Source organism: Roseateles subflavus (assembly GCF_030285365.1).
GTDB classification, from domain to species: domain Bacteria; phylum Pseudomonadota; class Gammaproteobacteria; order Burkholderiales; family Burkholderiaceae_C; genus Roseateles_B; species Roseateles_B subflavus.
The window spans coordinates 106562-130557 of the sequence record NZ_JASVDS010000003.1; the positions used below are offsets into that span (position 1 = coordinate 106562).

The 23996-nt window shown below is 66.9% G+C and carries 19 protein-coding genes; 8 read left to right on the plus strand and 11 right to left on the minus strand.

Annotated elements, in window-relative coordinates:
- Nucleotides 1–70: 70 nt before the first annotated feature.
- From QRD43_RS11490 to QRD43_RS11520, 7 genes are all read right to left on the minus strand, one after another.
- Nucleotides 71–1429 carry an NAD(P)/FAD-dependent oxidoreductase gene (locus QRD43_RS11490; protein ID WP_285982624.1) on the minus strand — a complete coding sequence of 453 codons (1359 nt, stop codon included), beginning with the start codon at nucleotides 1427–1429 and terminating at the stop codon, nucleotides 71–73.
- Nucleotides 1426–2790, minus strand: a complete 1365-nt coding sequence (locus QRD43_RS11495) for a glutamine synthetase family protein (RefSeq protein WP_285982625.1) — start codon at nucleotides 2788–2790, stop codon at nucleotides 1426–1428. Before QRD43_RS11495 ends, QRD43_RS11490 begins: the two co-directional genes overlap by 4 nt.
- Before the next feature lie 115 nt (nucleotides 2791–2905).
- Complete coding sequence (locus tag QRD43_RS11500) at nucleotides 2906–3112, minus strand: hypothetical protein (RefSeq protein WP_285982626.1); 207 nt, start codon at nucleotides 3110–3112, stop codon at nucleotides 2906–2908.
- Nucleotides 3113–3176: 64 nt separating this feature from the next.
- Nucleotides 3177–4658, minus strand: coding sequence for an aldehyde dehydrogenase family protein (locus tag QRD43_RS11505; RefSeq protein ID WP_285982627.1), 1482 nt, complete (start codon nucleotides 4656–4658; stop codon nucleotides 3177–3179).
- 12 nt (nucleotides 4659–4670) lie between these two features.
- On the minus strand, nucleotides 4671–5024 hold the full coding sequence (locus tag QRD43_RS11510; protein ID WP_285982628.1) for a cupin domain-containing protein: 354 nt from the start codon (nucleotides 5022–5024) through the stop codon (nucleotides 4671–4673).
- 43 nt (nucleotides 5025–5067) lie between these two features.
- The gene (locus QRD43_RS11515) at nucleotides 5068–6468 is read right to left on the minus strand and encodes an NAD(P)/FAD-dependent oxidoreductase (RefSeq protein WP_285982629.1); all 1401 of its coding nucleotides are present in this window, start codon (nucleotides 6466–6468) and stop codon (nucleotides 5068–5070) included.
- 403 nt (nucleotides 6469–6871) lie between these two features.
- Nucleotides 6872–7798 (minus strand): LysR family transcriptional regulator, encoded by a 927-nt coding sequence (locus QRD43_RS11520; RefSeq protein WP_269631907.1) that lies wholly within the window; start codon nucleotides 7796–7798, stop codon nucleotides 6872–6874.
- Between the two features lie 112 nt (nucleotides 7799–7910).
- On the opposite strand from QRD43_RS11520, the gene aptA reads away from it, so the two are divergent.
- From aptA to QRD43_RS11545, 5 genes are all read left to right on the plus strand, one after another.
- A complete protein-coding gene (aptA, locus tag QRD43_RS11525; RefSeq protein ID WP_285982630.1) occupies nucleotides 7911–9260 on the plus strand; it encodes an omega-aminotransferase AptA in 1350 nt (449 codons plus the stop codon).
- Between the two features lie 19 nt (nucleotides 9261–9279).
- Nucleotides 9280–10785, plus strand: a complete 1506-nt coding sequence (locus QRD43_RS11530) for a CoA-acylating methylmalonate-semialdehyde dehydrogenase (protein WP_285982631.1) — start codon at nucleotides 9280–9282, stop codon at nucleotides 10783–10785.
- A gap of 16 nt (nucleotides 10786–10801) precedes the next feature.
- On the plus strand, nucleotides 10802–12103 hold the full coding sequence (locus QRD43_RS11535) for a D-amino acid dehydrogenase (RefSeq protein WP_434063867.1): 1302 nt from the start codon (nucleotides 10802–10804) through the stop codon (nucleotides 12101–12103).
- Nucleotides 12100–13167 (plus strand): alanine racemase, encoded by a 1068-nt coding sequence (gene alr / locus QRD43_RS11540; RefSeq protein WP_285982633.1) that lies wholly within the window; start codon nucleotides 12100–12102, stop codon nucleotides 13165–13167. The genes QRD43_RS11535 and alr overlap by 4 nt, the downstream gene beginning before the upstream one ends.
- 451 nt (nucleotides 13168–13618) lie before the next feature.
- Nucleotides 13619–14980 (plus strand): flavin monoamine oxidase family protein, encoded by a 1362-nt coding sequence (locus tag QRD43_RS11545; protein ID WP_285983170.1) that lies wholly within the window; start codon nucleotides 13619–13621, stop codon nucleotides 14978–14980.
- Between the two features lie 56 nt (nucleotides 14981–15036).
- Here QRD43_RS11545 and QRD43_RS11550 read toward each other — a convergent pair whose 3' ends face one another.
- Nucleotides 15037–15738, minus strand: a complete 702-nt coding sequence (locus QRD43_RS11550) for a helix-turn-helix transcriptional regulator (protein ID WP_285982634.1) — start codon at nucleotides 15736–15738, stop codon at nucleotides 15037–15039.
- 671 nt (nucleotides 15739–16409) lie between these two features.
- On the opposite strand from QRD43_RS11550, the gene QRD43_RS11555 reads away from it, so the two are divergent.
- The gene (locus QRD43_RS11555; RefSeq protein ID WP_285982635.1) at nucleotides 16410–17867 is read left to right on the plus strand and encodes a flavin monoamine oxidase family protein; all 1458 of its coding nucleotides are present in this window, start codon (nucleotides 16410–16412) and stop codon (nucleotides 17865–17867) included.
- 21 nt (nucleotides 17868–17888) lie between these two features.
- Here the strand turns inward: QRD43_RS11555 and QRD43_RS11560 are convergent, their stop codons facing one another.
- On the minus strand, nucleotides 17889–19226 hold the full coding sequence (locus QRD43_RS11560) for a DUF3422 family protein (protein ID WP_285982636.1): 1338 nt from the start codon (nucleotides 19224–19226) through the stop codon (nucleotides 17889–17891).
- Nucleotides 19227–19625: 399 nt separating this feature from the next.
- On the opposite strand from QRD43_RS11560, the gene QRD43_RS11565 reads away from it, so the two are divergent.
- Together QRD43_RS11565 and QRD43_RS11570 are read left to right on the plus strand one after the other, a co-directional pair.
- Nucleotides 19626–20513 (plus strand): restriction endonuclease, encoded by an 888-nt coding sequence (locus QRD43_RS11565; protein WP_285982637.1) that lies wholly within the window; start codon nucleotides 19626–19628, stop codon nucleotides 20511–20513.
- A 776-nt stretch (nucleotides 20514–21289) separates the two neighbouring features.
- A complete protein-coding gene (locus QRD43_RS11570; protein WP_285983205.1) occupies nucleotides 21290–21520 on the plus strand; it encodes a hypothetical protein in 231 nt (76 codons plus the stop codon).
- 294 nt (nucleotides 21521–21814) lie between these two features.
- On the opposite strand, the gene arsA is transcribed toward QRD43_RS11570, so the two are convergent.
- Both arsA and arsD read right to left on the minus strand, forming a co-directional pair.
- Complete coding sequence (gene arsA / locus QRD43_RS11575) at nucleotides 21815–23578, minus strand: arsenical pump-driving ATPase (protein WP_285982638.1); 1764 nt, start codon at nucleotides 23576–23578, stop codon at nucleotides 21815–21817.
- A 13-nt stretch (nucleotides 23579–23591) separates the two neighbouring features.
- Nucleotides 23592–23951, minus strand: a complete 360-nt coding sequence (arsD, locus tag QRD43_RS11580) for an arsenite efflux transporter metallochaperone ArsD (RefSeq protein WP_285982639.1) — start codon at nucleotides 23949–23951, stop codon at nucleotides 23592–23594.
- Between the last annotated feature and the right edge of the window lie 45 nt (nucleotides 23952–23996).

Consider the following 23996-nt stretch of genomic DNA (forward strand, 5'->3'; position numbering starts at 1 on the left):
GGATGCAGCATCAGGAGGTGCCAAGCCTATCAGCCGCTATCCCTTGCCGGTCTGGTTCAGGGGTCGGGATTCACCCCCGCAGCTTCTCCCGCATCTGGTAGTACCACATGCCGACCGCCAGCAGCGGGTTACCCAGGGCGCGACCGAAGGGCACCGAGATATGTCGGCACAAGGCGAAGGTGTCGAAGCGACCGAGCGTGCCGGTGATGGCCTCGGCCATGATTTCCCCCATCACATGGCTGGTGGCGACGCCATGGCCCGAGTAGCCCTGGCAGTACCAGACGTTCTCAGAGAGCTTGCCCAGTTGCGGGATCCGATTGATGACGATGCCCATGGCGCAGGTCCATTCGAAGTCGATGCGCACGCCCTTGAGCTGGGGGAACGTCTGCTCGATGGCCGGGCGCAGCTCGGCGGCGACGTCCCGGGAGTCACGTCCCGAGTAGTTGGCGCCGCCCCCGAACAGCAGTCGCCCCTCTGGCGTGAACCGGTAGTAGTCCAGCACGAAGCGGCAGTCGTAGACGGCGAGGTTTCTCGGATTGAGCGTCTGGGCCAGGGGCCCCAGTGGCTCCGTCGTCACGATGCCGCCCATCGCTGGGAAGATCATCCCGCCGAGCTTGCGGCGCTCCAGCTGGTGGTGCACATCGCCGGCCAGTAGAACCTGGCGGGCATGAATCCGGCCATGGCGTGTGACCAACATCGGCCGTGGGCCGTGCGTGATCTCGAGGACTTCGGTGTGCTCGAAAATGCGCACGCCCAGCGAGGCGGCAGCGCGGGCCTCGCCGATGCACAGATTCAGCGGATGCAGATGCAGGTTGCGCATGTTGCAGATCGCGCCGACGTAGCGTTCGCTGGCCAGGTGCTCCCGCATGCCGGCGGCATCCAGCAAGGCCACGTCGCTACCCATGCCGCGCTGCTGCGCCTCGTCGAAGGCACGCTGCAGATCGGCCATGTGCGCGGGCGTCATCGCTGCATGCAGATGGCCGTCGCGCAGGTCGCAGGAGATGCCGTACCTCGCGACCCGGGCGCGGATGATGTCGTGGCCCCGCCAGCGCAGGTGCCAGATGAAGTCATCCACCTCGCGCCCGAGCCGGCGCTGCATCTGCCGGCGCATGGCAGCATCGCCCGAGAGGCTGCCGGTGACTTGGCCGCCATTGCGGCCGCTGGCGCCCCAGCCGATGCGGTGTGTTTCCACCAGCGCGACTTTGAGCCCGCGCTCGGCGAGTTCCACTGCGGTGGCGACACCCGTGAAGCCTCCACCGATGATGGCCACGTCGACCGTCGCGTGGCCTTCCAGTGTGGGATAGCGGGTCTCCTCCTGCAATGTGGCGGTGTAGTACGTCGGCGCCCGGTCGCGGGCGGCCCTGGCATGCAGGGGCGTGGTGATCGTGTCCATGGGCGTCCTGGGAATGGCGAGGGGCTGCGCGTTCATGCCTGGTGCATGTACCAGCGCCAGTCCTGCTCGCCGACTTCGCTCATGTACTGGCGGTACTCTTCCCGCTTGATGGCCAGGTAGACGCGCATGAAGTCCTCGCCGAAGCGCTCGCGGGCCCACGCGGAGTCGTCCAGCGCATCGAGTGCGCTCAGCCAGTCGGTCGGCAACAAGCGATGAGTCTGTGCATAGCCATTGCCTTCTACGGCGGGGCCCGGGTCCATGCGCTGCAGAATGCCGTCGTGGGCAGCGGCAATGATCGCCGCTGCCGCCAGGTAGGGGTTGGCATCAGCGCCACAGACGCGATGCTCGACGTGACGGCTCTCCTGCGGGCCTCCGGGAACCCGCAGACTCACCGTCCGGTTGTCCACACCCCAAGAGGGCGTGAGCGGCGCATAGCTGTGGGCCTGAAAGCGGCGGAAAGAGTTGGCGTTCGGGCAGAACATCAGGAGCGAGTCGAGCAGGAAGTGCTTCATGCCGCCGACCGCCTGGCGCAGCAAGGGCGAGCCCGCCTTGTCCTCGGCTGCAAAGAGGTTGCGACCGCTGCGGTCCGCCACGCTGATGTGCATGTGCATGCCCGATCCCGCCAGGTCGGCAAAGGGCTTGGCCATGAAGCAGGCTCGCATGCCGTGGGCATGGGCGACACCCTTGACGAGGCGCTTGTACCGCACGGCCTGGTCCATCGCCTCCAGCGCCGGTCCGTGTTCGAGCGTGATCTCAACCTGCCCGGGCGCGTACTCCGAGATGGCGGTGCGAGCGGGCAGTCCCTGCGCCCGGCAAGCCCCATACAGCGACGCCAGGAAGGGCTCGATCTGCTCCAGCTCTCGCAGCCCGTAGACCTGGGTTTGGCGAGGGCGACCTCCATCTGAATCGAGGGCAGGACGAGGGCGACCTTGGGCGTCGTCGCACGCATCGAGCAGGTAGAACTCAAGCTCGCAGGCCATCACCGGGTAGAAGCCATCCGCGTGTGCCGCCGTGACCACCCGCTGCAGCGCATGCCGAGGGTCCGCCGCGACGGCGGGCAGGCCCTCGGTGGGATGCATCTGTACCTGCACGGCGCCGGTCGGCATTTGCCGCCAGGGCAGGCGCACCAGGCTGCCGGGGAGGGGGTAGGCACGGCAGTCGATATCGCCGACGTCCCACACGAGTCCGCTGCCCTCGGTGTCCTCGCCCTTGAGCGAGAGGTTCATGATGGCGCTGGGCAGCGGGCGCCCGGTGCGGTAGACGGCGAGCAGCTCGTCTCGGTGGAGCAGCTTGCCGCGCGGTACGCCGGCGGCGTCCAGGATGAAGAGCTCGAAGAGGTGGATGTCGGGATTCTGGTCCAGGAAGTCGAGCGCTTCCTGCTCGATGGCGAAGGTCATGGGGATCTCTCCAATGCGGCGGAGCGCGCACCAGCGCACTGCACGCCCGCGGACGGGATGGCAGTCCGGGCTCGGGTACGAGACCGGGCAGAGAGCCGGCGGCTTGGGTGCCGGCCTACACGCCGAGCGCGGCATGCGGAGGGCGCGCATGCCGGCAGTGGTAGAGGGACCAGAAGTCCAGGTCGACGCCGACCCGCAGCCCGGGGCGAGCCGCCTGCCGTGTGGGTGATGCCATCGACACGCGGGCTCGCACGCGCTGTGGCACTGGCGGCGTCGCACGCGAGCGCAGGCCGCGGCGGTTGTCCGAGAGGGCGAGCGTCATGTCGATGGCGTCAATGGCAGCTGCGGCAGGTGCCGGTGCGGGTACAGGGGATGGGACAGGAGCTTCAGCGCGCGTACCAGCCGACGACGCCCGGGCGCAGATTGATGTTCACCTGCTTGACCTGCTGATACTCCTGAAGGCCGTAGATGCCGAGGTCACGGCCGTAGCCGCTCATCTTGTAGCCGCCCCAAGGGGCCTCGTTGAAGGTCGGGTTGTAGCAGTTGATCCAGGTGATGCCGGCCCGCAGCTCCTTCATCACGCGCAAGGCACGTGCGCCGTCCGCGGTGAACACGCCGCCGGCCAGGCCGTAGATCGTGTCGTTGGCCATGGCAATGGCCGCGGCTTCGGAGTCGAAGGTCTGCACGGTCACGACAGGGCCGAACACTTCCTCTCGGACGATGTCCATGTCGGGTCGGCACTGGTCGAAGATCGTCGGGCGCACAAAGAAGCCCTTCGCGCAGTCGCCGTCCGTGTAGCGGCTGCCCCCGCAGACCAACCGTGCCCCTTGGGCCTTGGCGGTCTCGATGTAGCCCAGCACCTTGTCAAGCTGGGCCTGAGACACGAGGGCACCCAGGTCCGGGTTCTCCAGCCCTGGCCCGATGGTCATGGCGTTGGCCCGCTCTGCCAGTCGTGCGACAAAGCGATCGGCGATGCGGCGCTCCACCAGCAGCCGTGAGCCGGCCGAGCAGACCTGCCCCTGGTTGAAGAAGACGCCGATCATGGCCCATTCGACGGCACCTTCGAGGTCCGCGTCGGCGAAGACGATGTTGGGGGACTTGCCGCCCAGCTCCAGCCCCACCTTCTTCAGATTGCCAACCGCTGCCGTGGCGATGGTCTGGCCCGTGCGGGTGCTGCCCGTGAAGGTGATCATGTCGACATCGTGGCTTTGCGCCAGCTCCTGGCCGGCCGCCGGCCCGGTGCCCAGCACGAGATTGGCCGTGCCGGGCGGCAGGCCCACCTGCTCGAAGATCTCGAACAGGGCGATGGCGGACAGCGGTGTCAGCTCGCTGGGCTTGAAGACCACGCTGTTGCCGGCTGCCAGCGCGGGAGCGAGCTTGCCGGCCGCCATCAGCAGCGGGTAGTTCCACGGCGTGATGAGGCCGCACACGCCGATGGGCTCGTGCAACGAATAGGCATGCATGGGGCCGAAGCCGTCCCCCACTTCGTAGATGCCGCCCTGGGGCTTGCCGATCAGGCCGGCGTAGTAGCGGAAGCAGGCGGCCGCATCGTCGACGTCCGAGCGGGCCTCTCGCAGCGGCTTGCCGTTGTCGAGGCAGTCGATCCGGGCGAGTTCGTCCGCCCTTGCCTTGATGGCGTCCGCCACGGCGAACAGCAGCTCGGCTCGCCGCGGCCCGCTCATGCGCCGCCAGGTGCCGTGGCCGTAGAAGGCCTCGCGCGCTGCGGCAATGGCCAGCTTCGTGTCCTCGACCTGGCTGTCCGCGACTCGCGCGAGGACCTGGCTGTTGGCGGGATTGATCACCTCCCGCGTGCCCCCCGCCAAGGCTGGTTGCCAGGCGCCGTTGATGTAGTTCTGGTGAGTCTGCATGAAGCGCTCCGTTCAGGCGATGTAGACCTTGCGCAGGGTCTCGGTCACGATCCAGCGCGTTGCGGTGCCGGCTTCGAGCCGGCCCAGTACACCGGGCTTGAGTTCCAGCGGCGGACGGCCGTCCGCAAACGCCACCGTGGCGCGACCGGACAGCACGATGAAGAACTCGTCCACCTCGATGTCCGTGCTGATGCTCGGTGTGAGCTCCCACACGCCGATCGTGCGGCTGCCCATTTGCCCGAGCCGGGCGGACCCCACGCGGGGTGTGCCGGCCAGCGTCTGCTCGGGCGGCAGGGTGCGGTAGCTCAGGGGCAGCTCCGCTGCTTCGATGCAACAGTTGGCCAGCAGTTCAAGTTCGCTGCGCATGCTCAGTGACTCCTGTGTTTGGGATGAGGGGGATGGGGCTGAATCAGGAATCGAAGCCGAGCCCCAAGGCGTCCAGCGTGCGCAGCAACAGGTTGCGTTTGCCATCGCGGTGGTCCGCTCGGTTGAGAGACCAGCGAACAGCCTGAATCGTCGGGTAGGCGATAGGCTCTGGCGGGAAGGGCAGCGGGACTTCACGGACCATGCGAAGTCGGGTGCGCTCCGTGTCGCGGCCCTCTACCTTGTCCAGCAGCACATTGGCAGCGAAGCGCGTGGCGCCAACGCCCAGCCCCGTGAAGCCGGCGGCATAGGCCACCTTGCCGCCGAATGCCAGCGTGTAGAACGCGCAGAAGCGCGTCGAGGTGTCGATTGCGCCGCCCCAGCGGTGCGTGAAGCGCAGTCCCTGCAACTGGGGGAAGGTGGTGAAGAAGTGACTCGCCAGCTTCTCGAAGGAGGCTGGACGGTTGTCGTATTTGGGGTCCACCGTGCCGCAGAAGTAGTAGACCGCGTCATAGCCCCCGAACAGGATCCGGTTGCTGCGGGTGATCCGGTAGTAGTGGAACTGGTTGGCCATGTCGCCGATACCCTGGCGGTTCTTCCAGCCGATCGACGCCAGCTGCGCCGGGCTCAGCGGCTCGGACATCAGCACATAGTCATACACCGGGATGGTGTGCAGCCGGTAGCGCATCAGCAGCGAGGGGAAGGCGTTGGTTGCCAGGACCACGCGTCCTGCTGTGACGCTGCCTTCGGCGGTGCTCACGCGCATGCCCTTGCCGACTTCCTGCAGGCCCTTGGCCGGCGAACTCTCAAACAGTCGCACACCCAGCTGGCCCGCCACGCGGGCCAGCCCGACCACCAGCTTGCCGGGATGCACCATGGCGGTGGTGTTGCGGCGCCAGTGGCCGGACAGGAAAGTCGGCGAATCGACCTCTGCGCGGATGCGCGCGGCGCTCAGGTAGTCAGGGCCCCGCAGCGCCTCGTCCTGGTAGGGCTCTACGGCGACGGTCAGCACGCCCGTGCGCTCGAAGTCGCAGTCGATGCCATAGCGCTTGAGCGTCGCCTCGAACTCGTCGAGGTTCTGGTGACCCAAGGCTTCCAGCTGGTCGAACTCCTCGGGCCAGCGGGTGCGCCCGTTTTCCTCGCCGTGCGTGATGCTGTGATCGCAGAAGCCGCCGTTGCGGCCGGAGGCCGACCATCCGAGGGAATGCCCCTCGAGCAGGATCACGCTGCGCTGGGGCTCCCGCTCCTTGGCGAGGATGGCCGTCCACAGCCCGAGGAAGCCGCCGCCCACGATGACCAGATCAGCCTGCTCATCGCCTTGCAGGGTGGGGTAGCTCGGCCGCTCGCCGACGTCGTCGAGCCAGAAGGGGCGGTTGACGCTGCCCTCTAGCGAGGCCTTGATGACGGAGTCAGGCGGAGCAAGTCGTTCGAAGACGGTGGGTTTCATGAATGTGCAAAGGTTCAAAAGGGGGCGCCGGATGGCTGCGTCAGGATCGACCGCGAGACTGGTGTCAGGCCGCGAAGCCCGAGTTGAGGGCTGTCCTCGACCCAGGCCTGCCGCTCAGCGCCACGGCAGCTGCCAGACGTGTGCAACCACCGCGCGGCGGCGAGGCAGGAGAGGATGGGCGCGGGAGTCCATAGGCAGGGAGAGTCGGTGCCGGTTCACAGGCGTCGCGGGAGGTCGGCCCAGCGCAAGGGGGCGCGGGAGGCGGTGCCGATACGGTAGATGCGGGGCTTGCGCGTGTCTGTCCGCTGGCGGGATGACAGACAGGCCCGCTGTGCGGGTCGAAGTGACCGATCTGCTGCGCCGAGCGGGGCAGTCGGGGAGTCACTGAGCGCTGGACTGGGCCTTAGCGCTGGTGCGCCTCGATGAGGACGTCGCGGAAGATCTGTGCGGCCCGGGAGAGGGCGGGGGCGCGGCGGTGCACACACGAGAATCGGCAGCTGTAGTTCAGCGTTCGCGGGGCCACGGCCCTCATCTGGCCTCTTTGCACGAAGGTGTCGGCATAGTGGTCCGGCAGGAAGCCGACGAAGCCTCCCGACAGCACCAGGGTGGCGACGCCCTCCTGGTCTGAGGCTGTTGCCTCGCGAGTGAGGCGGTGCTCATGCGCCAGCATCATGTTCGGCGAGTGATAGCCCAGGCCGGCCAGCGCCTGGGTGCCCAGGTCCTTCCAGCCAGGCGTTTGACGCCCCGGCGCAAACCAGGGGTGACCGGGAGCGGCGTATAGCTTCATGACCTCGTCGAAGAGCTCGTCGTAGGCCAGGCTCTCGGAGCGCCGGTGCTCGGGAATGATGCCCAGCAGGAACTGCCCCCCCATGACGCCTTGCTCGATCATGGTGATGGAGCCGACATGCAGGTGCAGCTCGACCTCCGGCGCCACGTCCCGGAAGCGTGCGATGGCCTGCGGGATGCGAGCCGCCGGATTGGTGGCCGTCTTCTCGAACAGTGCCACGTGCAGCTCGCCCCCCAACCCCCGATGAATGTCGTGCAGGCTGCTGCGGAAGGACTCGGTGGCCGACAGCAGGTGCTCCGCGGCGGCATAGACGCGCTCGCCCTCGGGGCTCAGGGCGAACCCTGCACGGCCCCGGCGGCATAGCACGAGGCCGAGGCGTTCTTCCAGGTCCTTGATGTGCCGGCTGATGGTCGACATCGCGATGTTCAGCTCCAGCTCGGCCGCGGCCATGCCGCCGCAGTCCGCCACCGCCTTGAAGACGCGCAGCAGCCGCAGATCGATGTCGCTGACGCGCCCCAGCAGGGCTTTGGACTTCGGTTGCATAAAGCGTCAAGTGAAGTGGTGTATCGAGTCATTCTATTGAATAACAAGTTCCATGAGGATCACGCCCATCGTTGCCTGTCAACCCTTTGACCGACCCCCTGGAGATCCCGCCATGAGCACCGACGTCCTATGGACCCCACCCCGCCCTCAGCGGGACCCCGCCCACCTCGCCACGCATTGGATGGCCTTCACCGGCAATCGCGAGTTCAAGGCGAACGCCCGACTCATCACGTCCGCGCAGGGCAACTACTACAAGTCGGATGATGGCCGGGACATCTTTGACGGCCTGTCGGGGCTCTGGTGCACGGGCCTGGGGCATGCCCGCCGGGAGATCGTCGAGGCCGTCGCCCAGCAGGTGGGCACCCTGGACTACTCGCCCGCGTTTCAGTTCGCGCATCCCCTGTCGTTTGAGCTGGCCAATCGCATCGTTGAGCGAATGCCCGCCGGGCTCAATCGCGTGTTCTTCACCGGATCGGGCTCCGAGTCGGCGGATACCTCGCTGAAGATGGCCCGCGCCTACTGGCGACTCAAGGGGCAGCCGGGCAAGACGCGGCTCATCGGACGCAGTAAGGGCTATCACGGTGTCAACTTCGGTGGCATCTCGGTCGGGGGCATCGCCGCCAACCGCAAGCTCTACGGGCAAGGTGTTGAGGCCGACCACCTCCCCCACACCCAGCCGCCCGCAGGCAGCTTCTTCCGGGGCATGCCGACCGAAGGCGCGCATCTGGCTGACGACCTCCTGAACCTGATCCAGCTGCACGATGCCTCCAACATCGCTGCCGTCATCGTCGAACCCTTCTCTGGATCGGCCGGTGTGGTGGTGCCACCGGTGGGCTACCTGCAGCGCCTGCGGGAGCTCTGCACGGCACACAACATCCTGCTGATCTTTGACGAGGTCATCACCGGCTTCGGTCGCACCGGACATTGGACGGGGGCCGAGGCCTTCGGGGTGACGCCGGACATCATCAACGTCGCCAAGCAAATCACCAACGGCGTGCAGCCGCTGGGAGCCGTCATCGCCCGGCAGGAGATCTACGACACCTTCATGGCTGCAGGCGGGCCGGACTACCTCCTCGAGTTCCCGCATGGCTACACCTACTCGGCGCACCCGGTGGCGTGCGCCGCAGCACTGGCGACGCTCGACCTGCTCGAGAAGGACGACGCCCTGGCCCGCGTTCGCGAACTGTCCCCCCGCCTCGAATCGGCCGTGCATGGGCTGAAGGGTGTCCGGCATGTGGCGGACGTCCGCAATTTCGGTCTGGCGGCCGGCATCACCGTCGAGAGCGCGCCCGGCGAGCCGGCGCGCCGGCCCTACGAGGTGGCGATGGCGATGTACGAGAAGGGCTTCTACGTGCGCTATGGCGGCGACACCCTGCAGCTTGCCCCCCCCTTCACCAGTACCCCCGAGGAAATCGACCGCCTGGTGGACGCCCTCGGCCAGACCCTGCACGAAACCCGCTGATCCCCCACGAGTCCCCACCATGACTGAAGCACGAACTGTCCAGCACCTCATCGATGGCCGCCTGCAGGCGGGCGGCCAGCGCCACGCCGATGTATTCGATCCCTCCACGGGGCATCCTGTCGCCAGGGTGGCGCTCGCGGATGCGCCGACCGTGGAGGCCGCCATCGCCGCTGCGCAGCGGGCGCTGCCTGCCTGGAAGGCCACGCCTCCGCTCAAGCGCGCCCGTGTCATGTCCCGCCTGAAGCAGCTGCTGGAGGACAACGCCGCCCGCATTTGCGAGCTGATCACGCTGGAGCACGGCAAGGTCCTGGCCGACAGCATGGGCGAACTGCAGCGCGGTATCGAGAACGTGGAGTACGCGAGCTATGCGCCCGAGCTGCTGAAGGGTGAGCACAGCCGGCAGGTCGGCCCCGGCATCGACGCCTGGAGCGAGCATCAGGCGATTGGTGTGGCTGCTGGCATCACGCCATTCAACTTCCCTGTCATGGTGCCGCTGTGGATGTGGCCCATGGCCGTCGCCTGCGGCAACACCTTTGTGCTCAAGCCCTCCGAACGCGCGCCCTCTAGCGCCTTGCTCGTCGCTGAACTGGCCCTTGAAGCGGGACTGCCGCCCGGCGTGCTGAATGTCGTCCAGGGCGACAAGGAGGCGGTGGACATCCTGTTGACGGACCCCCGCGTCAAGGCGGTCAGCTTTGTGGGGTCGACGCCGGTCGCCGAAGCCATCTATGCAACCGGGACGGCCCACGGCAAGCGCGTGCAGGCGCTGGGTGGCGCGAAGAACCATGCGGTGGTGATGCCGGATGCCGATCTGCCCAACACCATCAGCGCGTTGATGGGGGCGGCGTATGGCTCTTGCGGCGAGCGCTGCATGGCGGTGCCGCTGATTGTTGCTGTCGGTCCGGTGACGGGGGATGCCATCGTCCGGGGGCTGGTCGCGGAGATTGCAAAGATGAAGGTTGGCCCCGGTCGCCACCCGGAGAACGACATGGGCCCCCTCGTGACGCAGACCCATCTGGCCAAGGTGCGAAGCTATGTCGACCAAGGCGTGGCCGAAGGTGCCACGCTGGTTGTCGACGGCCGTGGCATTGAGGTGCCCGGCCATGCGGAGGGCTACTTCCTCGGCCCCTGCCTCTTCGACCACGTCAAGCCGGGCATGCGCATCTACCAGGAGGAGATTTTCGGGCCAGTGCTCGGCGTGGTGCGCGTGGACTCCCTGGAGCAGGCCATGGCACTGATCGATGCTCATGAGTACGGCAATGGCACCTGCATCTTCACGCGAGACGGCGAGGCCGCGCGCCACTTCACGGACCACATCGAGGTGGGCATGGTGGGTGTCAACGTGCCGCTGCCGGTGCCCGTGGCGTACCACTCCTTCGGCGGCTGGAAGCGCTCACTCTTCGGCGACCTGCATGCCTACGGTCCCGACGCCGTGCGCTTCTACACGCGGCGCAAGGCCATCACGCAGCGCTGGCCGAGCGCCGGTGTGCGCGAAGGCGCGGTCTTCAGCTTCCCGTCCAGTCGCTGAGCCGGGGATCGACGCCATGAAAGTTCTAGTGCTCGGAGCCGGCGTCGTCGGCACCACCACGGCGTACTACCTGGCACGAGGCGGGGCCGAGGTCACGCTGGTGGATCGGCAGCCGACCCCGGGAATGGAAACCAGCTTCGCCAACGCGGGGCAGGTGTCGCCGGGGTACTCCACCCCCTGGGCAGCGCCGGGCATCCCCATGAAGGCGATGAAATGGCTGTTCTCACGGCATGCCCCCCTGGCGATCCGCCCGGACGGCACGCTTTTCCAACTGCAGTGGATGGCCGCCATGCTGCGCAACTGCACGTCCGAGCGCTATGCCGTCAACAAGGAACGCATGATGCGGGTGGCGGAGTACAGCCGGGACTGCCTGCGTGCCTTGCGCCAGGAGATGAACCTTGGCTACGAGCACCGCACCGGCGGGACGCTCCAGCTGTTCCGTTCGCAGGCACAGCTTGACGCCGCGCAGCGCGACATCGCCGTATTGCGCGAATGCGGCGTGCCGTTCGAGCTGCTGGACCGCGGCGGCCTGTCGAGGGTCGAGCCGGCGCTGGCTCATGTCCAGAGCCCGCTTGCGGGTGGCTTGCGGCTGCCCAACGACGAGACCGGCGACTGCCATCTGTTCACACGGGCGCTGGCCCGCACCTTGCCTGGCTTGGGGGTGGAGGGGCGCTTTGACAGTCGTGTCGTGGCGATCGAGGTGGAGGGCGGCCGCGTACGCGGCGTCAGCCTGGCAAGCGGCGAGCTGTTGCGCGCCGACCGTTACGTCCTGGCCTTCGGCAGCTACACGCGTGATCTGCTGCTGCCGCTGGGCCTGAATATCCCGGTCTATCCGCTCAAAGGCTATTCGCTCACGGTGCCTCTGACCGATGAACAGCGCGCGCCGGTGTCCACCGTCCTCGACGAGACCTACAAGATCGCACTGACTCGATTTGACCAGCGCATCCGGGTCGGCGGGATGGCGGAGATCGCCGGCTTTGACCTGCGGCTGAACCCACGCCGACGCGAGACGCTGGAGATGGTGGTCCAAGACCTCTTCCCCGGCGGTGATGTGCCGCGTGCCACCTTCTGGACGGGACTGCGCCCGATGACCCCCGACGGGACGCCTATCGTCGGGGCGACGCGCTATCCCGAGCTGTTCCTGAATACCGGTCATGGCACCCTCGGCTGGACCATGGCCTGCGGCTCGGGTCAGTTGCTGGCCGACCAGATCAATGGCCGGCGCCCGGCGATCAGCACGGAGGGCTTGTCAATGGCCCGCTACCTCGACCAGCCGCGCGGCCGCAGCGCCGAGGTCTCCGTCGGGGCCACGTCATGACGCGGCCCAGTGCTGCGCTCATTGATCTGCGTGCCTTGCGCCATAACGCACGGGTGATGCGCTCCATGCATGGCGGAAGGCAGATTGCGGTGCTCAAGTCCAATGCCTACGGGCATGGCGCGGTGGCTTGTGCCCGGGCACTGGGCGGCACCAGCGACGGCTTCGGCGTGGCCTTTCTGGAGGAGGCGCGCCAACTGCGTGCCGCGGGCATCGAAGGCCCGCTGTTGGTGCTGGAAGGCGCTTTCGATGCGCGGGAGCTCGTGGAAGCCGTGGCCGGCGGCATTGCCTTGGTGGTCCACCATGAGGACCAACTGCGCATGATCGAGCGAACGCCACTGCCTCGCGTGCCCGCCTCCTTCTGGCTGAAGATCGACAGTGGCATGCACCGCGCGGGCTTTGCGCCGGACGCCGCCGCCGCGGCGTATCGCCGATTGCAGGCAACAGGGCAGGCGCATTCGATCACCTTGATGACTCACTTTGCTCGTGCGGACGAGCCCGACTGCCCCGCCACACGCGAGCAGCTGGCAGTCTTCGAGGCGGCCACACAAGGCCTGACGGGGCCCCGCAGCCTGTGCAACTCCGCCGGCATCCTCGCCTGGCCAGCGGCCCGGCGGGACTGGGGTCGGCCCGGCATCGCCTTGTATGGTGCCGACCCGCTCGGCAGCAGTGCCTCGCCGCTGGCGCCGGTCATGACGCTTCGCAGCCACGTGTTTTCTCAGCGCTTGCTGCAGCCCGGGGAGGCGCTCGGCTACGGCGGTGCCTTCCGCGCGACAGAGCCCACGCGCGTGGGCCTGGTGGCGCTGGGCTACGCGGACGGCTACCCCCGCGCGGCGGCCACGGGCACGCCGGTGGCGGTCGACGGGCAACGGACGCGGCTGATCGGACGCGTGTCCATGGACATGTTGACCGTCGACCTCACGCCCCTGCCGCACGCGGGCATCGGCAGCCCCGTGGAGCTGTGGGGTCCCACGATTCCCGTGAACGAGGTGGCCTCCCGTGCGGGCACGATTGCGTACGAGTTGCTGTGCAACGTCAAGCGTGTGCCCTTGCAGTACCTGGACTGACAGGCGGCGCTGCACGCGCGGCGCCGGCCTCGCATCCATCGCCGACGCGGGAGCGTCGGTGCCATCCCCAAGCTGATCGGCGCCGGCCTAGCAGCGTTTGAAGAATCGCCTGTCCTCCAATCGGCCGGCATACAGCGCCGGTCTCCCTTCGCTACCGTGTGCCTGTCGTTCTCCTGTCGTATCGCGGGAGAGCGCCCGGGGTTCCGGTCCGCCGGGTGACGCTACTCGTCACGCCGCCACCTGGCCATCGCAGGGGCTCGGGCGCACAGATCCAAGACAAGAAGAAGCAAGGCTGGCCTGGCGCTCTGACGCCTGGTTCGCGGTGATTGCGACAGGTACTGAGGGAATCCGCAGTTTCGGTTGATGAGCTTGTCCCCGTTCGGGCGCCTCCACGGAGGGCCCTCCACTCTTCCAGGAGATTGTCGAGATGAAGCGTCGTGAACTCTTGCAGATGGCCGGCACAGGTGCCTTGGCCGCTGCCTCCGCTACGGTCCCTCAGGTCGCCCACGCGATCGGCCGGCAAAACGTGTTGATCATCGGGGCTGGGCTCGCCGGGCTTCGTGCGGGTCAGATCCTCAAGGCGAAGGGCCATCTGGTGACGATCCTGGAAGGCCGCAACCGCTTCGGCGGGCGCTGCTACACCAGCCACAAGTGGGCCGATCTGCCGATGGACCTGGGGGCGACCTGGATCCATGAGTCCGGCAAGGGCAATCCCATGACACCGATCGCCAAGGCGCTGGGCCTGCGCCTCGCGGCCGACTCCTATGACAAGACCACCGCGTATGAGGCGGGTGACGGGCCGCTGACTGGCGCGGACCTGACCTACTTCAACACCATGGGCGACAAGGTCCGCAAGGCCATGGAAAGCAGTGGCGACTCCGACACCGAGATGTCGCTGATGCAATACACCAAGAACAAGATCGGCTATGCGTCGATGGACGCCTATGACAAGCGCCTGGCGGACTATTGGATGCGGGAGATCGGTGGCTACGAGTATGCGGGCGACACCGCGGAACTGTCCGCCTGGTACTGGGACAACGCCAAGGAATTCCCCGGCCCCGAGGTCTATCTGCCCGACACTGGCTACGAGCCCATCGTGAATGCGCTCGCCCAGGGGCAGGACATCCGCCTGAACCAGATCGTGAGCAAGATCGCCTACACCGGCACGGGCGTGACCGTCACCACCAACGTGGGCACCTACACGGCCGACCGGGTCATCGTCACGGTGCCGCTGGGCGTATTGAAGAAGAACAAGATCAGCTTCAGCCCGGCGCTGCCCAGCGCCTACTCGACGGCCATCTCGAAGCTGGGTATGGGCACCGGGGTGCTGAACAAGGTGGTGCTGCGCTTCCCGTCGGTGTTCTGGCCGGCGAAGGACTGGCTCGCCTATGTGCCGACGTCTGCCGAGCTGGGCAAGTTCCACGATTGGTTCAATCCCTCTCCGGCGCTCAACGGCAAGGCCGTGCTCATTGGTTTCACAGCCGGCTTCTACGGTCAGCAGCAAGAAGCACTGGCCGACTGGCAGATCGTCGACAAGGCCATGGATGTGCTGCGTGACATGTTCGGTGATGGCATTCCTAACCCGACCGACTACCAGGTCACCCGCTGGGACCAGGACCCCTTCAGCTATGGGTCCTACTCCTTCTTTGCCACGGGTTCCACGCCGGCCATGGTCAAGACGCTCACGACCGCGGTATCGAACCGCGTGTTCTTCGCCGGTGAGCACACGCACCCGGACTATCCGCAAACCACGCACGGCGCCTACCTGAGCGGCGAGCGGGCTGCCAACCAGATCCTGGCACTGAAGGCCTGATCGAGAGAGCGGGCCCTCCGGGCCTGCTCTCGACCCGCAAGTGGTTCTCGAAGAACTCAGGGCGTGGGTGACGAGAAGCACCAACTGAACAGATCGCTCTTGCTGCGAACGCCCAGCTTGTCGAGTGCCCGCGTGGTGTAGGTCTTGACTGACGACGGTTGCAGGCCCATGTCATCGGCCATCTGCGCCAGCGGCTTGCCAGACAGCACCGCCAGGCAGACCTCGAACTCACGGTGCGACAGCTCGAGTCCTTGCAGTTCGAGCTGCCGGGCGAGGTGCTTTCGCAGGGTCGGGTTGTGATCGAGGATGCTCAGCTTGGCAGGGAGGATCTCCGCGTGGTTGCGCAGCAGCGGCAGCGCAAAGCCGGCCATGCGATGCAGCTCGGCCCGTTCGCCGTCGCTGAAGGGGGCCTGCTCCGAAGTCCGCATGCAGTACAACACGTAGATGAAGTCACCGAAGGCCTCACAGATGGCGTAGTGCTCCGGCACCAACCCGCCATCAAACCACTCCTCGCGGGCATCGGCGGTGCTGATCTGGTCTGGCGTGATCTGGAAGCCGCCCGATCCTTCGAGCTGAAGGATGCGTGGCATCAGCGGGTCGAGGTGCCAATGGCGCTTGAGGTAGGTCTTGGCTTCCTGTTCGAGGTCGTTGTCGGGATAGCCCGCTCCCGAGGCGGCACCCAGCCATTCGATGTTCACCATGCGTGAACGGGCGGGGTCACGCGTGTGGCAGCACAGCTCCAGGCAGGCGATGGGCACGCGCGCGTTCACGAAGGCCCACAGCATCCGAGGAAAGGAAGGGTGCCCCAGGGATCGGGCCAGAGAGCCGATTTCTTCGAACGCGGGGCCCAGGCTTCTGGCGGCATGCGGCGGTGATCCGTCCCAGTCAAGGTGACGGACCACTGAGCCAGGAAGCACGGCAGCCGGCGACGCGGCCTGGCCCATCAGTTGAAACGGTGGCATGCGAGGGACTCTAGGTGTGATTGGACAGATCAATGTCAGGCATCCGGTGCGCGCGGGCGACGGCCTGTGAACGGCGCCCGCCCGTCGCCGGGGTGGTGGCAGGACCGGTAGGGTCGCCGCGGTGGCGAAGGCGCGATGCGGATCGATCGCTGCGGGCGCCTAGGCCACCGTTCAGAGTTCGGTGGGGTGCTGAAAAATGTACTGGAGCTGGTCGCCGCAAGGGCTCCATGATTCCCCGTACTCGGACAGCAAACCACACTTTATGGGCGACTTTCGAATGCGGCAGGACGGCCGGAAGGGCCGATGGATTCTGGGTGTATCGTTGATCAGGGTCAATTGAGTCGCAAGCGGGCGGGATCTCCACGCAACATCCATCCAGGCTCCATGCAATCTCCATCTGGCGACGCAACACTGACCTGCGAAGGGCACGTGTGCAGGCCCTCTTCCCGCAGTCAGGAGCGTCAGAGATGAACAGGAGAGAACTACTCGCGGTGGCCGCCAAGGCGCTGGCAGTGGCCAGCTGCGGTGCGGCTGGCCGGGCCATGGCGGCAGTGGGCGAGCAGCCGAAGTCTGTCGTGGTGATTGGTGCGGGCATCGCCGGACTGACCTGCGCCTACGCTTTGCGAGATCAGGACCTGCTCGTCCTGGAGCCTGGCGGCTCAGCCGGTGGCCGCACGCTGTCCGGTCATCACGCCGGCTATACCTATGCCAAGGGCACCGAGTACCTGGGCAAGCTGGACGGAGCGCTGGAGACCCTGGCTGATGATCTCGGGCTGGAGCCCTGTGAGATTCCATCACCGATGGACGCGCAGTTCGATGGCCAGCGTTTTCACTACGGCCAGAGCGGGCTGCGACGCTACCTGGTCCAGAACAGCGACGCCGCGACGTACCGGCGATTCAAGCAGCTGGTGCGGCAGGCCTTCCAGCATTACGACGAAATTCCTTCGCTCGAGTACAACGCCATGAACCGCCGGCTGGACGGCATCACCGCCCTGCAGTGGTTGCGGGAGAACGGCATTCCCGAGGTGTTCCTTCGCAAGTACAACGTGAGCGCCAAGGGCCTGTTCGGCGCAACGCTGAACGAGATCTCGGCCCTGAGCTTTCTGCCGGAGGCGGCCTTCGACTACGGCGACGCCGAAGGAGATGCCGATGACACCGAAGATGCGGATGAGCCCGAACGCTCGGGTGCCTATTCCTTCAAGACGGGCATCACCGAGCTCACGGACGCGCTCGCGCGCGCCCTGGGCGAGCGGCTGCGTCTTGGGTGCACCGTCACCCGCGTCCGACCGGTCGGCGAGTTGTTCGAGGTGACGTACCAGGATGCACGAGCGGGTGAGGTCACGGTGATGACGCGCAAGGTCGTGCTGGCGACGCCCGCGCCCGTCACGCTGGCGATTGCCGAGCAGGCGCTGACTGAGGAGCGACGACGGCTGCTTCAGTCGGTGCGCTATGCCGCCTACGCTACGGTAGCGCTCTTCACGGACGAACCGATCTTTGACAGAGCCTTCGACCTGGCGGTGCCGGACGGCTACGTCTTCACCGATGTCTACGATGCCACCTGGGTCGAGCGGCTTCACGATCGCGCTCGTCGTTTGCCGCGCACGGGCATCGCCTCGGTGTACGTGGCGCCGGCCAGTGGACAGGATCGATCGCTGCTTGAATGGAGCGACGAAGTGTTGCTCCGCAAGCTCTATGTCGATCTGGAGAAGGTCTTGCCGGGCGCCGCTCAGCGGGTGGTCGGCCACGACATCCAGCGCTTCTCCCACGCCTACCCGATCATGTCGCTCGGTGCTTACGGCCGGCTTCTCCAGCTGGATCGTTTGAACGAAGGGCCGCTCGTCCTGGCGGGGGACTACACGATCTACCCGACCTTCGAGGCGGCTGCGCAGAGCGGGTTCATCGCGGCCGAGCGCATCCGCGCCTAGTTTGAAATGACGGGCAATGGCTTACAAGCCCTGTTCGCGATGCAGGCGGTCGTGCACGCGGCGTGTCGCCCGCCACACGCCCCACAGGACGAGTGGGATCAGCGCACCCGCAGTCATTTCTGGCTGAATGGCCAGGCCCGCCCCTTTGAGCGCCTTGGCGCCATACAGCAGCAGGCTCACCACGTAATAGGAGATGGCGGCGATTGACAGCCCCTCCACGGTGGTCTGCAGGTTCAGTTGCAGCTGCTGCCCTCGCGTGAGGCGGGCGAGCAGCTCCTGGTTCTGGGCCTCCGTGGCGATGTCGACACGGGTGCGCAGCAGGGCGCTTGTGCGCTCGATTCGCTGGGACAGCGAGGCCAGGCGCTGAGCCGTCGAAGCCACGGTCGCCATGGCTGGTGAGAGCCGTCGCTGGATGAAGTCCCCCGGCGTCTGCGTACCCGGGATGGCTTGCTCTCGCAGGTCGTTGATGCGTTGGCGCACGAGCTCGGCGTAGGCCTGCGATGCAGAGAACCGGTACATGTGCTCCGCGGTGGCGCGCTCGACGCGCGCGGCCAGGTGAATCAGCGTGTCCAGCAGCGCCTGCTCGGTGTCAGCGCGCGTTTCCAACTGGCCGATGATCTCCGCCAGGCCAGACTCCGCACGCAGCAACATCGGCGATAGGGATTTGGTGACGGGGAGTCCCCGCAGCGCCATCAGGCGATAGACCTCGAGTTCCAGCAGCCGTTGCGATACCCGACCTACACGCGCCGGCGTGATGCCCTCGGGGGCGAGTACCAGCATGCGTTCGAAGCCGTCCTTGCGAAGGCGGAAATCGCTCATCACCATCGTCCGAGCCTGACCCAAGAGCGCCGCCAGCGCATCCTGCCCTCCCAGCCAGCGCTGACCCAGGGCCAGTGCCGCCGGCGGGTCATCGAGCGGGTGCTCCAGCATCGCAAGCTGAATGGCCGACACCGTGCTGCCAGGGATGGCCGCGAGCCAGGCGGGGTCGATGCCCATGGCTGATCCAAGGTCCGGGTTGCTGGCCGTGAGGCCGAGACTCTCCGGCAAGGGAGACACCACGGAGTAGCGGGTGAACTCGGTGTGCCGCTCCCACTTCAAGGTGTAGCCGCCCAGATGCAGTCGAAGAAAGTTGGCCTGAACATCGGAGGCGCTGAGAGCCTGCTGGCCTGGAAGCATCCGAAGATGGGCGAGTTCGAGCTCGCGTGGCACATCGCGGTTCAGCACCGCGACGAAAGTCACCAGTGCCGGTGTGCGGATCCGCGCAGGTGGACGAGCATGCACCTCGTTATGCAGCTCGGTCCGCAATGCATCGTCGGGCGGAAGCAGGCGCTGCAGGGGCGTGATCGGATCGGCGGACATGGCGATGAAGCGGGCTGACCGGGGGCTTCGAGTATGCGGCGCGCTGCGTCGCAATGCCTCGCTGAATCGGAGAACACTGCTTCCGCGTTTGGCGAACCCGTAGCAGTCGCCTGTGCTCGCCAATCAGGACTGCCTCCGCCTGCGACGAGGCATGGGCAGACAGCTTCTGATCTCTGCCGGGGCGGGGCTGCCTGGGGCCGCCTGTTGCCCGCGTCTGCAATCGGTGGATTCAGCTCAGGCATAGATCGTTGCGCCCGAGCGCATTGGCACCGATGGCTCGCATTTCATTGATTGCTATGGACTCTGAAACCGCCATGGCACTGCTAGTAATGATCCCCACCCGAAGGGGAGGCCCCAGTGGCAAAACGATCAAAGTCAGCAGCGTGCCAGACGCGCAAATTGGAAGCGGCCGGCGTCAATGTCCTCGGCATGGGTTTGTTGGTGACGGTGTTGCCGTTTGCCTTGAAGGCGACGCCGATGGCGGCAGTGTCTTGGATGCTATGGCCCCTGGGACTGCTCTTGTTGGTTGGCGGTGCCGGCCTCCTTTTTGTTGCCCGCAAGAAGCGAGCCCTTAGCGTGCCGATTTCGGCGCTCGATGGTGAATCGGACGTGATCCGCCAGGATCAAACACCGGCGAAGCGTTCGCCAAAGGGAACTTCTTCAGCAGTAGCGGCATCGACGCCTGCGCGACCCGCCGAAGTCCCGGCTGCAGCCGAGCCCGAGGGGCGGCCGGATCGGTGGAGCCCGGCCGTGTTCGACATGATCGAATGGCGACGCTTTGAGGCAGTCGTCGAAGCGCTCTTCAAACAAGCAGGATTTGAGACCAAGTCCCAGTCGCACGGTGCTGATGGCGGCGTCGACATCTGGCTGTACTCCCGGAACCAGCCCGGGGCCCCGGTTAGCCTGGTGCAGTGCAAGCACTGGCAAGGCAAGAAGGTCGGCGTTGACAAGATTCGCGAGTTGCGCGGTGTGATGGCGGCGCAGAACGTGAAGCGAGGCCAGTTCGCGACGACGTCGACATTCACGGCCGACGCCATGGCCTTCGCCTCGGAAAACGGCGTGAACTTGCTGAGCGTCGACAAGCTGCTTCAGCTCATCGCGTCACGGACTCCAGAGCAGCAGGCCGAGCTGCTCACCGTCGCGCTGGAGGGCGAGTACTGGCGGCCTACCTGCGTCAATTGCGGTGTCAAGATGGTGGATCGAGTGCCCCGCAATGGCGGCGCTCCCTTCTGGGGATGCCCGTCCTTCCCGAAGTGCAAGACGACCCTGCCGATGCGCTCTGCTTAGGCTTCGCTGTTGGCTTGGGCACGTGTTTACGACTTTGGCTCGATGAGGAGCAAGTTCTGCATCCGGCCGACTGGCAAGGAACCTAGGCCTGTGTTTACGACTTTAATTGCCAAGAACAACTGACCGGCAGGAATGAAGTCCGTCGCTGAGGAGCAAGGTCCGTCGGACGTGACGGAAGAAGGGGCCGGGAGGCCCCTTCTCCTTTTGAGCTCACGTGTGCCGGTGGTGATTGGGATGAGGAAGGGCAGCCATGCAGCGATGTCGGTCGATGTCAGGCAGGGTTCTTCCGGTGATGTGCTGCTGACGTCAGGCGCAAGACTGGCGCAGCCCAGCGTGATCGGTCTCCGGGCGGGGCCTGCCATCGGGAGCGCCCGGCGTCGACCCGTCGTCACCGGCTGACATGCCCGATGGCGCGACGCGCGGGGCCGATGGGGGCGCCGCGTCGACGTTGATGCGTTGCCCTCCCGGTGGCGCCGTGCTGTTCCTCCGGGAAGGCCGGGATCGCGCCTAGGCGTGACGGCAGCGCCCGGTGACCCGCCTCGTCGGGAAAGCCGCGGCGGCGGGTCGTACTCGGCGGCGACCAGATCACCCCGGGCCAGGTCTGGGTGATGCTGCTTCCCGCCGGCCCGCATGAAGTTGCCAGTGCAGGCATGCCGGGTGCCGCCGCGCAGGGGGTGTCCTGTTGGCGTGCAGGCGGTGAGTCAAAACGCCCAATGTCCGCCGCGCGGGCTTGCTGTCAAGATGGACGATGTCGTGCAACAACCAGGAATGCTCGGGTGGATTGGGTTCTCGTCGTCTTCGTGCTGTTCAAGGGTCTGGTCTTCGTCACAGGCATGGTCTTCGCCATCAAGTGGCATTACGACCGCGAGAAGATGACGGTGGACCGGCGCGCGCTGCTCGGCATGGGCGCCAAGTACCTGGCCGTGTTCATGCTGTTGCTCCTCGTCGTGCTGTTCCTGACCTTCGGACTGGCCAGGACGCTCGGCATGGACCTGAGCCTTCCTTGAGGGCCGAGGAACTCGCGCGCTTGCGGCGGGTGATGTCGGACGGGGAGCCCGCCGGCCGGGCCGCCAGCGCTCAAGGACGGCGCCCGGCCAGGCGGCTCTTCAGGCCTGATGACGCGGGCGGCCACGCTTCGTCTGAAGCTCCGGCCCGCTGTTGAAGGGACGCTCTGCCGCGCGTGTCGTCAGTCGCCCTGCGGAGCTGCATGCCCGCTGCCCGGTACGACGCAGGCGTCGACCCTGCGGGCCACCGCTGTCGTTCATGACCGGCTGCCCGGGCTTTCACCTCGCGTCCCGCACTCAGGCGGAACGACTCACCAACGCCCGGAGCCTGTCGACCCCCACCGGTTCCTCCGCCATGAGGGGAACCACGGCGTAGCGCCTCGCGTGCTGCTGCGCCACGGCCTCGATGAAGGGCCGCTCCCGGGCCGCCCGAGCACGCAGCAAGGGTGACTGCGTCCGCGTGACCGCCACGCTGTTGTTGACCACCCAGGCCCAGGGCTCGACGCCGGCCCGGCGCAGATCGTCCTGCAGCGCGGCGGCCTCCTGCACGGGCGTGTTCTCGGCGAGCGTCGTGATCAGCACCCGGGTGCGGGCCTCGTCCTGCAACTGCATCATGGGTGTCGTGAAGTGCACGCCCGAACCCGACATCTGCCGCGCAATCTCGCGGTGATAGGCCCCGGTGGCATCCAGCAGCAGCAGGGTATGCCCGGTCGGGGCGGTGTCCATCACGACGAACTTGCGGCCGGCCTCGCGGATGATGCGCGAGAAGGCCTGGAAGACGGCGATCTCCTCGGTGCAGGGCGAGCGCAGGTCTTCCTCCAGCAAGGCGCGGCCCTGGGCGTCCAGGTTCTTGCCCTTGGTCGCCAAGACCTGCTCGCGGTAGCGCTGGGTCTCCACGTGCGGGTCGATGCGGCTGACGGTCAGGTGCTCCATCTGGCTCGCCAGCGTCTCCGCCAGGTGTGCGGCTGGATCGGACGTCGTGAGATGCACCGGCATGCCTCGTCGCGCCAGGTCGACGGCGACGGCCGCTGCCAGCGTCGTCTTGCCCACGCCGCCCTTGCCCATCACCATGATGAGCCCGTGCCCCGGCGCCGCCAGGTCATCCACCAGCTGGGCCAGCGTGGGTGCCGAAAGAGGCGCGTCGGGAGCGGCGCTGGCGGCCTCCCCCAGCGGGGCCGCAGCATCCAGGAACTGACGCAGCGCCGCGAGACCGACCAGGTCGAAGGCCTTCAGCGGAACCTGGTCCATCGGCAACTCGCCAAGAACCTCGGGCATGGCGGCGAGGGCGGCTTGCTCGCGCTGCACCACGGCGGCGGCCAGGGGATCGTCCGCGCCTTCGGCGGCAGGCATGACACCGTTGATGACCAGGTGCTGCCGTGTCAGGCCGATGCGGGCCAACTCCTCATGGGTGCGTGCCACCTCGCGCAAGGTCGAGGCCTGGGCGCGGGCCACGAGGATCAGGCGTGTGCGAGCCGGATCGGCCAGGGCCTCCACGGCCGCCTTGTACTGCGCGCGCTGCTTCTCCAGGCCGGCCAGGGGGCCGAGGCAGGAGGCATCGCCCTTGCCGGCCTCCAGGAAGCTGTTCCAGGCGCCAGGCAGCTGGAGCAGGCGGATGGTGTGCCCCGTCGGCGCCGTGTCGAAGATGACATGGTCGAAGCGCTGGACCAGCGACGCGTCGGTGAGCAGGCCCGTGAACTCGTCGAAGGCGGCAATCTCCGTGGTGCAGGCCCCGGAGAGTTGCTCCTCGATGCCCTGGACGACATCGGCCGGCAGCACGCCTCGCACCGGCCCGACGATGCGGTCCCGGTAGCCCTGGGCGGCGGCCTGCGGGTCGATCTCCATGGCCCAGAGCTTGGGCACCTCAGGCACCGCGGTGATCTGGTTGCCGATGCGGATGCCAAAGACCTGGCCCACGTTGGAGGCCGGGTCGGTGCTGACCAGCAACACACGCCGGCCGGCCTCCGCCAGCTTGACGGCCGTCGCGCAGGCGAGGGACGTCTTGCCGACGCCCCCTTTGCCGGTGAAGAACGCGAAGCGGGGCAAGTCGTCAATGAACTTCATGGAGCCTCCCGGTTCAGCAGCACTTGCTGCCGCTGCAGCAGCTGCCGGCATTCACGCTGTCGCCGGCGGCCGTCAGGCCCGTCCATTGCGCCAGCTGCTGACGGCTCGGATTGCGCCCCGCGAGCACGACTTGACCGTCCAGCAAGGTGATCGGCAAGGCGTCCTGCCCGGACCGCTCCAGGAAGCCGCGCACGGCCTCGTGCTGGGCAAATGCCAGGGGCTGCTGGGCCAGGTTGAAGCGCTCAATGGACGCCCCCTGACTCTTGGCCCAGTCGACATCGGCCGCCGCCTGGACCAGTTGGGCGTCGACATCCTGGCCGCAGACACCGCTGCTGCAGCACAGGGCGGGATCGAAGATCTGGAGGGTGGGCATGGTGAGCTCCTGAGGTTGTGGCCGTCGAACCGACACAAGGTTCGC